Below are 10,424 nucleotides of genomic sequence, written 5' to 3' on the forward strand. Positions count from 1 at the left end.
TTCCTTAGCTGGTGCGTCCCGCCCGTCCTTTCTGCACGGGCGGGACGCCCATCCCACAAGAACAATAAAAATGGTAAGTTATTTAATTCTCATTCCTTAATTGCGGTTAATTCTCAGTTTAAAAATGTTTTAATTACTGAGTTTTTCCCACAAAAAAAAGAAGCAAAAATACTAAAGCTAATAACTCAGTATATTTCGCGTCTTTTTGGGCAAATACATCCTTTTTTTGACGGTTTATCTGCCACTACCTCGTTCTGGTGGCGTATCTTTATCGTTATCTGCGTTAAAGGTCTGAGTGTCGGCTAGAGCGGTTAAAATTTCCGAAGCAGAGCTGTCTTGAGAGAAAAAGGTCGATCGACTTTCTAAGCTTTGAGCGTTAACTGCGGTGCCGCTCAGTAACAGGCTTGACATCATAATGGAAGAGTAAACGCGCATCATAAAATTGGGTGTTTGTATTTTCCACTTCTTGATACGCAGCCTCTACTCTGATATCAGGGTAAAATTTGGAATTGCGGCGAAATTATTAGTTAGTAATTGACAGCACCTGCGATTGTTTTGAGTTTTCCTCAAAAGGGGGTAAAACCCCTCATTCAACTCGCTAATGCGCTCGTAAGTTCGAGTTTTCGCCCAATTGCTCGATCGCAAAAGTATTCAACGCTTGTTTTTTTTTAAATCCTATTGAAACAAGCAAACAAACACCGCAAATTGTAACTTTTTATGAATCTTCAGATTAAATTCATAATTTATTGATAATGCATTTTTCGGCAACAATAGGTCACGATTAATAATCGGTAAAGGTGATTGCATAAATTTGCGATCGCGAAACCGCAGATGTCAGGCAGATAAACACAGATATAGCCTTTCTCAGAAAGATGAGGTGCTCTCGTGGGCCTAAAAGCATCGGGCATCGGGCATCGGGCATCGGGCAAACCGGGCATAAAAGCATACCTCACCTTTGTGAGAACCGCTATAAACGCAGATAAATTTATTTTGTAGCAGATGCCTAAATCTCTAATCTCTAATCTCTAATCGACTCAGGATCGAAAACTTAATAAGTTAAACAGCTCCTACAGTCTTCTCTCCTGTAAGTTGCTTTCCTCAAAGGAGGCAGAGCCTCCCGATCTGCATTACCAGGCAGAGCCTGGTAACGAGCAATCTCTAATCTCTAATCTCAAATCGACTGAGTTGCTTGTCTACCTGTAAAAATAGCGAGTCGAGGGTTGAGGAGTTATCCAAAACAACATCGGCTTGTTGGCACTTTTGAGCTAGCGGCATCTGGGCCTTAATCCGGGCATTCGCCCGATCGCAATTCAAGCCATCTCGCTGCATTAACCGCTCTAACTGCACTTCGGGCGAACAGTACACTACCCAAATTTCGGTACACAAATCTGTCATGTTAGCTTCAAACAACAGCGGCACTGCCAAAACTACTGTCAATGTATTTGGCGATACCGGATTGTGTGAAGCAATGCAGTTTTGAGTTGCTTCCACAAATCGGCGGCGTACATAAGGGTGAATCTGTTGTTCCAACCACTGCCGTTCGGCTGCGTTACAAAAAATAATATTTCCTAACTCTGGCCGATTTAAATTGCCGTCGGAAAACAAAATACTAGCGCCGTACCGTTCTACAATAGAGTCGAGTATTGGCGAACCGGGTTGCACGGCTTCGCGGGCATAAATATCGGCATCTAAAATCGGAAATTTACAAACATCTGCCAGATAATTAGATATAGCGGTTTTTCCGGTGGCGATGCCCCCTGTTAAACCGATCGCGCGGACAACTCGATCGCTCATAATTTTCTAAGATTTAAACAAAACTGTGTGTTTCGACACTTGGTCTATGTGTTTGCTATGTTGGTGACACAATCAAAATTAGACTTAAAATTGGAAATTTGCGATCGAGAGCTAGCATTAGGAAGTGTCAGCATTGGGGTGCGATCGACTCTTTTTTAGCTAAAATCTCCATTTTTAACTCGAATTTAAGTCTAGATCGAGGCAAACTTATGAATGCTCAACGTGCTGTGCGATCGATTCTGGCAGCAATTCCCCTTGCTGGATTTTTGATATTAGATTTTTTGCCCAACCTGGTTTTCCTCAAAGAAAATAGCAGGGGATGGGCGATTGTAGCAATTTATCCCCAATCTCAAATTGCTGCGGCACAGTCGATCGTTCCAGCAGCAGAGGGCACCGGCACCGCCATCGCCCCAAAACTGGGAGCTCGCTACGACATTACAGGCGGCACAGCCTCGCGAGACGGAGCAAATCTGTTCCACAGTTTTACTAGATTTGGTTTGAATTCTGGCGAAACAGCCAATTTTATCTCCAATCCAACCATTAAAAATATCCTCGGCCGCGTTGTCGGCGGCGACGCTTCGTTAATTAACGGTTTAATTCAAGTTAGCGGCGGCAATTCTAACTTGTACCTGATGAACCCCGCAGGGATTATTTTCGGAACCAATGCCCGACTCGACGTGTCCGGGTCTTTTTTTGCTACCACCGCTAGCGGTATCGGTTTTGACAGCGGCTGGTTCAGCGGCACCGGGGCGAACGACTACGCGGCCTTAGTCGGAACGCCGAATGCTTTTGTTTTTGGCGCACAGCCGGGGAGTATTGTCAATGCCGGTGATTTGGCTGTGGGAACCGGGCAAAATTTGACTTTGCTGGGCGGTACTGTCATCAGTACCGGGAAACTTTCAGCCCCCGGCGGTCAAATTACTGTGGCGGCCGTCCCTGGCGAAAATCGGGTGCGGTTGAGTCAAAACGGACTTTTGCTGAGTTTAGAATTTACTCCGGGTGCGGGAGTGTCGGGTTCGACAACTCTGCCTTTTTCTCCCCTGAGTTTGCCTCGACTGCTTTCGGGTCCCGGCGTTGCTGAGGCTACGGGTATAACTGTGAACGATCGCGGTGAAGTCGTACTGACTGCAGGCCAAACAGTGCCTGCAATGGCAGGAACTGCGCTGGTATCGGGTGCTGCGGACGTGTCTGCCAGGGGGGGCGCGGGAGGCAGTGTCAACGTGTTGGGCGACAAGGTAGGGCTATTAGGAGCGAAGATTGATGCTTCGGGGGCCGACGGCGGCGGAACGGTGCGGATCGGCGGAGATTACCGGGGCGAGGGAACTGTGCCGAATGCGACGATGACTTATGTGGATGGCAAAAGTTCGATCGCCGCCAACGCCACAGACTCCGGTAACGGCGGCAGAGTTTTTGTCTGGGCGGACAACACTGCAGCATTTTTGGGCAGCATCAGCGCGACGGGCATTTCTCCAACTGGCGGCAGCGCAGGTATTGGCGGGTTTGTGGAAGTTTCGGGCAAGCAAAGATTGATTTTTGACGGTAATGTCGATACTTCCGGCACAAACGGTTTGGGAACTTTGCTGCTTGACCCGGAGAATATTTTAATTACAGATTCCGAAGCAGCGGCGGGCGATGCGGCAATTATTGCTAACAATAATATTTTGGCAGGAACTCCACCGCAAGGGCAAAACAATTCCGATGCTTCGCTGACAATTTCTACTAGAGCTTTGGAAAGTCTGTCGGCGACGGCAAATGTGGTTCTGGAAGCGCTCAACGATATTAAAATTGCTGATTTGGACGGTAAGTTGAGTTTTGCGGCCACTACTGGTTCGGTGACTTTCAGGGCAGATGCCGATCGCAGCGGTGCGGGTGCTTTTTCGATGAATCCTAAAGATACAATTAGCACGGCTGGCGGCGCGATCGCCCTGGAGGGAAGTCAAATTACGGCGGGCAATTTGTCGAGCAACGGCGGAAATATTAGTTTAACAAGTCCGGGAACAACGGTTGCTAACAATATTTCGGCATCTAATTCTAGCAGCGGTACTAGCGGAAATATTTTGCTGGAAGGCCAAAACGTCACAGTCGAAAAACTTGATGCTAGCGGCTCTAAATCTGCGGCAAATGTAACTTTAACGGCTAGGAACGTTCTGGGAGTGAGCTCGATCGCGGGCGGTTCTGGAAACATTACTTTGACTGGTAATGAAATTAATTTGACTGGCGGCAATAATTCGATCGGCGGCACTGGCTTTTTGGTAATGCAGCCTTGGAGTATCGGTCAAAATATTGCGATAGGCGGTTCTGGAGATGTCGGTACTAATATTTATTTGAACCTGACAGCAAATGACCTCCGAAGTTTGGAAAACGGGTTTGCTGGAATTACGATCGGCCGCAGCAACGGTACCGGTGCGATTTTGATTGCTAACGATTTCACATTTTATGACCCGCTAATTATTCAGTCGCCGGCGGGTTTGGGAACGATCGCTACTACAAGTTCTTTGACTGGGGCTGACGATGCCTCAATTACTCTGAAAGCTGACGGCAATATTCGCATCGGAAATATCACTACTAACAATCAAGAAATTCGCATCAATAGCACGACGGGGAATGTGACAACCGGTCAGCTACGCACGGGAACTCCCCCCAGCATCAGCACTTCTGTCAATTCTTCCAAGCTGCCGCGCACGTCGGCTGGTGATGTGAGCGTTACGGCAGAGGGTAGGGTGAGTGCCGGCTCGATCGACACTAAGGGCGATATAGGGGGTAACGTGACGCTGACGGGCGCTGCGGGAGTGACAGCAGGGGCGATCGAAGCTGGCGGTTCGCAAACAGGGGGAAATATTACTCTGACAGGTAATGAAATTGATTTGACGGGCGGTAAGAATTCGATCGCCAGCAACGGCAATTTGGTGCTGCAACCAATCGATCCGGCTCAGAATATTACTATTGCCGGTGCTGCTGAGACTGAGGCTTTGGACTTGACTGCTGCAAAATTGAACTCGCTGCAGAACGGGTTTGCTTCCGTAGCGATCGGCCGCGCTGACGGTAGCGGGCTGATAACTATTGTGCCGCCCACAACAGCGCCAAATTCAACAAATTCTACACCAGTCCCGGCGGTGACATTTCAAGACTCGACGACGATCCGATCGCCTTTTGGCACCGGCGCGATCGCGGGAACGGGTGCGATCGCCGGTACTGATAACGCCACAATTTCTCTGATCGCAGGTACTGTCGCTGTCGGAGACGTTACCTCGAACGGGGGGATTAACATCACTAGCAGTCAGGGTAGCTTAACTGCTGGTGCTGTTTCATCTCGATCGGCGAACGGGGCGGGGGGCGATATCAACATCCGCAGCGCCGGTGGGGTAGCAGCGGGCAATGTCAATGCTTTCGGTGCCAAAAACGGCGGCAATATCTCGATCGCCGCGCCCGGCCAGATCGTGACGGGGGCTGTCAATTCGAGTTCGGAGTCGGGAAGTGCCGGTTCGATCGAGATTAACGGGCAAAAAGATGTTGAAGTTGCTTCGATCAAAGCTCGCGGCAATACCGGCGGCGATGTCGCAATTGATGCGGGAGGAGTGTTTCGGGCGGCGGGAACTGGAACGACTGCCGATCGCACATCGAGCGTTAGCATTTCTACAGACGGGCAGGTGCGATCGGGTTCGCTGACTTTGCTGCAAAGCAGTTGCCGCTCAGGAAACTGCAAGCCGACGACTGTGGCCGCGGGAAACTCGACATCCAACCCTGTGGAACCGTCAACTGCGACACCGCTGGCGATCGAGCCTAGTCCGGCAGCAACTACCACTGTGGAACTGAAAACTACAGGCAATTCTCAACAAATTGTCACTCAGACTCCGGCAGCGCCTGGGCCCAAGAGCAGTACCGCAAATGTCTCGCCAGAACCTGCTGCTGCGTCTGTTGAGGTGCTGCCGAACGAAACCGACTCTCCCTCCTCATCCTCCTCTGTACTGCTGTCGTCGCGGTTGTTAAATGCCGATGGGGCCGCGCCTGCAGCGACAGCAAACGGCAGCGAGGCGACAGCACAGAAGCCCGCCAGTGGTGGAAATACAGAAAGTGTCGGAAATGTGAGGGTTCCTGAGATTTCTCGATCGAGTGCGATGCAAATAAGTCCGATCGACGCTGTGCAGCAAAGGGATAGAATTCAGGGCCAGGAATTTGAGCGTTATTTTGGTGGCAATATCGCTCAAAAGTCGGTCACGCCGCAAAGTATTCGAGATACTCTCAGCAGTGTCGATCGCTTGACAGGGGTTAAGCCGGCGATTCTTTACGTGTGGGCGAAAGAGCAAAAGTTAGAACTTGTGTTATTGTTGCCCGACGGCAAAAGTGTTTTTAAAACCGTGTCTGTAAGCCGCGAGACTGTGTTGCAAGTTGCCAAAGAATTCACTAATGCTGTGAGAACTCCTCGGAGATTGAATTCTGCTGATTATAAGGCACCAGCCCAGGAACTTTATCAGTGGTTAATTGCACCGCTGCAACCGGAATTGGAGGCTAACAAAATTGACACGTTGGTGTTTTCGATGGATGCCGGTTTGCGAACTTTGCCTTTGGCTGCTCTTTTTGACGGCAAACAGTTTTTGGTAGAAAAGTACAGTTTGGGGCTGATTCCCAGTTTGAGTTTGACTGATACTCGCTATGCCGATGTTAGGGGTTCGGAAGTTTTGGCGATGGGTGCGTCGAAATTTCCGGCCCAATACGATCAAAATCCTCTGCCGGCTGTGCCGCTGGAAATATCGACAATTGTGGGCAAGATTTGGCCCGGTTCGTCTTTTCTGAATGAAGCTTTTACTCTGTCAAATTTGAAGGAAAAGCGCAATCAACCGCAATACAAAATTATTCATTTAGCTACTCACGGCGATTTTCAGCCTGGGGGTGCCGAAAATTCTTACATTCAGTTTTGGGATACTAAGTTGCGCTTGAATCAGTTGAATCAGTTGAAGTTATCCAACCCGCAGGTGGAGTTGTTGGTTTTGAGTGCTTGTACTACGGCGGTGGGTGACGAACAGGCTGAGTTGGGGTTTGCGGGGTTGGCGGTGCACGCTGGGGTAAAATCGGCTCTGGCGAGTTTGTGGTATGTGTCAGATGCGGGTACTTTGGGGCTGATGACTGAGTTTTACCAGCAGTTGCGTACCGCGCCGATTAAGGCTGAGGCTTTGCGTCAAGCGCAGTTGGCGATGCTGCGGGGAGAAGTGCGCCTGCAGGATGGTTATTTGGTGCGATCGGGCAACAATCAAGCTCTGCCTTTGCCGTCGGAGTTGGCCGCCAGGGGCGATCGAAATTTGTCGCATCCTTATTATTGGGCTGCTTTTACCATGATCGGTTCGCCTTGGTAGTTCAGATTTGATATGGCTGTTGAGTGTTGACTGTTGACTGTTGACTGCTTTTAAGAGGGCGGGCACGGGGGCACCGCCCCTACTGACTGTTGACTGTTGTTATTTGTTATTTGTTATTTGTTATTTGTTAGCAGCAACCAATAACTAATAACTAATAACTAATGACTAATGACTAATGACTAATGACTAATGACTAATGACTAATGACTAATGACTAATTGCTAATTGCTAATTGCTAATTGCTAATTGCTAATTGAGTCAGCCGTTTGAGGATTCGGAGTACATCATAAAGTTCGTTGCCGGGGTTCCGGGTGAGATACCCCTTAGATGTGCCATATCGAGGTGATTCTCCGTTAACTAATTTAACAAAGATGAAACTGCCGCCTGTAGCAATCATGCCGTAACTAGGTTTGTCGGGATTGGGATTTGCCAGCATATAAGCTAAGATTTGCGCCAATCCCGCTTCGATCGAAAACGAAACTCGTTTCGATTCTATTACCATCAGCCACAACTGCTCTTTTAAAACTAAAGTATCGAGGCTGCCTTTGATGATAACGCCTTCATCTTCTTCGGAAATTTCAACAGATTTTTCCGGCTTAATATAAAATGGATGCAGGTAAAATTCTCCGGTGAACAGTAGCGGAGAGACGATCGACAAACTGATGGTTTTTTCCAGCAACGGCGGATGTTCCAGTAAATTGAAATAGCCCGCTTTAATTTGGTCTAGTTGTTTTTTCTGAAAGTCGGTGATTTCTGGCAACTCGTCTTGCCATTCTCTAAAAAAAGCGTCGTCTCGAACAAGTTGCAGACCAAAGAGTGTTTGTAATTCTTCTAATGTGACATTCTTAGCTTGAATTGTTTGAACCATAACTAAGTCCAGCTAATTTTAGGGATAATTACAATTATAACCAGGGCTGTTTCATTCTCCCAAAAACAGGGATTTTGTAGGGGTAGTGCCCCCGTGCCTACCCCTTCCACCGACCAAAAATCGGTCATTTCAAACATCGGGGCCGGCACGGGGCACGGCCCCTACAAGAGAATGAAACAGCCTTACAATTATAGCAATTTATAACTAATATTATTTACCCTCGAACTGTACAGCACTTTTATGCTTATTCGTATATAGTTGTTGTAGGGACACGGCACTCGAAGAGCGGTTATACTTCATAAACTTGGAATCCGCTGTCAGTCAAAATTAAGTTCTGCTAATTCCAGATTTTTTGCAAATTTAGAACAAATCCCGGCAAAACATCTTCTCCATCAAGAGTTTGAGGAGATTGCAATATTTCTACACTTCTACCGAGGCGGTAAATTTCAACTTCCCGTTTTTTGCGGTTAATCATCCAACCCAAACGGCAGCCGTTTTCTATATATTCTGGCATTTTTTCTTGCGTCTTTTTCAAGCTGTCGCTGGGGGAGACTAATTCAATGACAAAATCGGGACAAAGCGGGACAAATTTTTCTCTTTGTTCGGGTGTTAAAGCTTTCCAGCGCGATTTTTCTACCCAAGAAGCATCGGGAGAGCGATCGGCTTTGTTGGGCAGGGTAAAGCCTGTGGAGGAATCAAACACTTCGCCGAGTTCCGTTTGTTCGTTCCAAATTCCCACCTGCAAGTTAAGTTTCGAGTTGCGTTTGCCTGTTTCTGCCCCGGTTGGCGGCATGGCGATTAATTCTCCGTTGGCGCTGCGTTCTAATTTTAAATCGGGGTTTGATTCGCAGAGTTGGTAGAACTGTTCGGAAGTTAGTTTAATTATTGAGTTGAGGTTTAAGGTGATAGCAGTCATTGTTATTTACCTGCTGTTTTGATAAACTTGATTAAGAATTAAAAATGAAATATCCCATTTTTAATTCTTAATTATTAATACCAATTTCATAAAGTAGCGCTAGATATTACCCCCCCAACCCCCCCGTATTAAGGGGGGGCTTCGGATTTCATCCATAGCACATAGGTCAGAAAAATGGTATAACTTCTAATTTTACTGCAATTGTTTGATTCTGTTGAGCGCGTCTTGATAGGCGCTGGTTCTCCCGCCTTGTTTGTAAAGTTCTGCTGCTTTCTGAAAGTCGGCAATTGCTTTTGGTTTGTCTTCTGTTTCCAGGTAAGCTAAAGCTCGGTTGTAGTATGCGTCGGCAAAACCGGGGTTGGCTGCGATCGCCTGCGTGTATGCTTGAATAGCAGTGGAACCGCGAGTGGGATCGAGATCGGGCAAGTCGGCAGTGATGAAAGTGCGGGCGTTACCGATATTAAAATACAATTCTGGGGTATATTTGGGCTTGAAAGCCAGTGCTCTGTTGAAATCGGCGATCGCCTCCCAAGCATCTCCTCGATCTAACCGCGAAAGTCCTCGAAAATAATAGGCTTGGGCATCTTGCGGATTGGCGGTGGATACCGGGCCGATAGTTGCGGGAGTGTTGTCTACTTTCAACTCAGATTTGTTCATTCCCGCCGCCACTAACTTCGCGATAAATGTATTGATGGGAACTGCAGCATTAAATCCGGTTTTGATCGGGGCGACTTCGCCGGAACTGGTTTGGGCAAAACCGAATTCGCCTTGTCCGTGCAAACCGACGACTCGGCCTTCGGAGTCGAAAACTGGCCCGCCGCTCATACCGCTCCAAGTTACTGCCTGATACCGCAAATTGTAACCTTCGGGGCGGTTGTGCGGGCGGCTGGTAACGAGTCCGGGAGAGAGTTCCGGTTCTCTTTCTGCGCCGAAGAGTCCGCCCGTAGCGGGATAGCCGTAAACGTAGATTTGACTGCCGATGACGGCTAGATCGGAATCTGCGATCGTCGCGACTGGATATTCTTCGGGACTTTCAAATTTTACTACTGCTAAATCTGCGTCTGTGGCGGCTGCTTGCAAGCGGGTGACTGCGGTTGCTTGATAGTTTTTGCCGATCGAGGTGCGAACGGTATATTTAACGTCTGCTTTTTCTACAACGTGGTTGACTGTTAAAACTGTGTAAGTTTTGCCTGTTTTGGCAATAATTACGCCTGAACCGTCTCCTAGGGAACTGTTAATTTGTACTGTCAGCGGGCCGGCAATGTTGGCGACTTCTTGGGCTGTTTTGGCGATCGCGGGCTGGCTGATGACGATGGTTAAGGCTGCGGTAGTTCCTGCTAGCACGCTGCTTAAAGTGTCGAAACGAGAAAAATTTTTATTCATGGTAGTGGGAATTGGTAGTTGGGTAGCGGGAGTTGGCGGTTGGCGGCGGTTTGTGCTTTTTTTATTTTGATTTTATGAGTTGACCCAAACCTGGTCGGCTTTTTTATTTAGTTAT

The 10,424-nt window shown here is 48.1% G+C and carries 7 protein-coding genes; 2 read left to right on the plus strand and 5 right to left on the minus strand.

Translation table 11 applies throughout. From position 1 onward, the window contains the following. Positions 1-234 precede the first annotated feature (234 nt). Both patX and coaE read right to left on the minus strand, forming a co-directional pair. Positions 235-438: a heterocyst-inhibiting protein PatX gene (patX, locus tag WBA89_RS08410; protein ID WP_424405553.1), complete on the minus strand. Its 204-nt coding sequence runs from the start codon at positions 436-438 to the stop codon at positions 235-237. A 720-nt stretch (positions 439-1,158) separates the two neighbouring features. Then, entirely contained in the window at positions 1,159-1,794 is a 636-nt protein-coding gene (gene coaE / locus WBA89_RS08415) for a dephospho-CoA kinase (protein ID WP_424405554.1), read from the minus strand. A gap of 27 nt (positions 1,795-1,821) precedes the next feature. Between coaE and WBA89_RS08420 the strand changes: the two genes are divergently transcribed. Together WBA89_RS08420 and WBA89_RS08425 are read left to right on the plus strand one after the other, a co-directional pair. Next, a complete protein-coding gene (locus WBA89_RS08420) occupies positions 1,822-1,953 on the plus strand; it encodes a hypothetical protein (protein WP_373535473.1) in 132 nt (43 codons plus the stop codon). A gap of 50 nt (positions 1,954-2,003) precedes the next feature. Next, positions 2,004-7,142, plus strand: coding sequence for a CHAT domain-containing protein (locus tag WBA89_RS08425; protein WP_424405557.1), 5,139 nt, complete (start codon positions 2,004-2,006; stop codon positions 7,140-7,142). A 235-nt stretch (positions 7,143-7,377) separates the two neighbouring features. Here the strand turns inward: WBA89_RS08425 and WBA89_RS08430 are convergent, their stop codons facing one another. From WBA89_RS08430 to WBA89_RS08440, 3 genes are all read right to left on the minus strand, one after another. Next, positions 7,378-8,010 carry a restriction endonuclease subunit R gene (locus WBA89_RS08430; RefSeq protein ID WP_424405559.1) on the minus strand — a complete coding sequence of 211 codons (633 nt, stop codon included), beginning with the start codon at positions 8,008-8,010 and terminating at the stop codon, positions 7,378-7,380. Positions 8,011-8,347: 337 nt separating this feature from the next. Then, the gene (locus WBA89_RS08435; RefSeq protein ID WP_424405560.1) at positions 8,348-8,926 is read right to left on the minus strand and encodes a Uma2 family endonuclease; all 579 of its coding nucleotides are present in this window, start codon (positions 8,924-8,926) and stop codon (positions 8,348-8,350) included. Positions 8,927-9,118: 192 nt separating this feature from the next. Further along, entirely contained in the window at positions 9,119-10,309 is a 1,191-nt protein-coding gene (locus WBA89_RS08440) for a trypsin-like peptidase domain-containing protein (protein ID WP_424405562.1), read from the minus strand. Between the last annotated feature and the right edge of the window lie 115 nt (positions 10,310-10,424).

The sequence above is a fragment of the Microcoleus sp. genome, from assembly GCF_049646505.1.
In the GTDB taxonomy this organism is placed as follows: Bacteria; Cyanobacteriota; Cyanobacteriia; order Cyanobacteriales; family Microcoleaceae; genus Microcoleus.

What these genes read in the sequence shown, in the direction of transcription:
- patX (WP_424405553.1), bottom strand. Translation starts at nt 438, where the DNA reads ATGATGCGCGTTTACTCTTCCATTATGATGTCAAGCCTGTTACTGAGC.
- coaE (WP_424405554.1), bottom strand. Translation starts at nt 1,794, where the DNA reads ATGAGCGATCGAGTTGTCCGCGCGATCGGTTTAACAGGGGGCATCGCC.
- WBA89_RS08425 (WP_424405557.1), top strand. Translation starts at nt 2,004, where the DNA reads ATGAATGCTCAACGTGCTGTGCGATCGATTCTGGCAGCAATTCCCCTT.
- WBA89_RS08430 (WP_424405559.1), bottom strand. Translation starts at nt 8,010, where the DNA reads ATGGTTCAAACAATTCAAGCTAAGAATGTCACATTAGAAGAATTACAA.
- WBA89_RS08435 (WP_424405560.1), bottom strand. Translation starts at nt 8,926, where the DNA reads ATGACTGCTATCACCTTAAACCTCAACTCAATAATTAAACTAACTTCC.
- WBA89_RS08440 (WP_424405562.1), bottom strand. Translation starts at nt 10,309, where the DNA reads ATGAATAAAAATTTTTCTCGTTTCGACACTTTAAGCAGCGTGCTAGCA.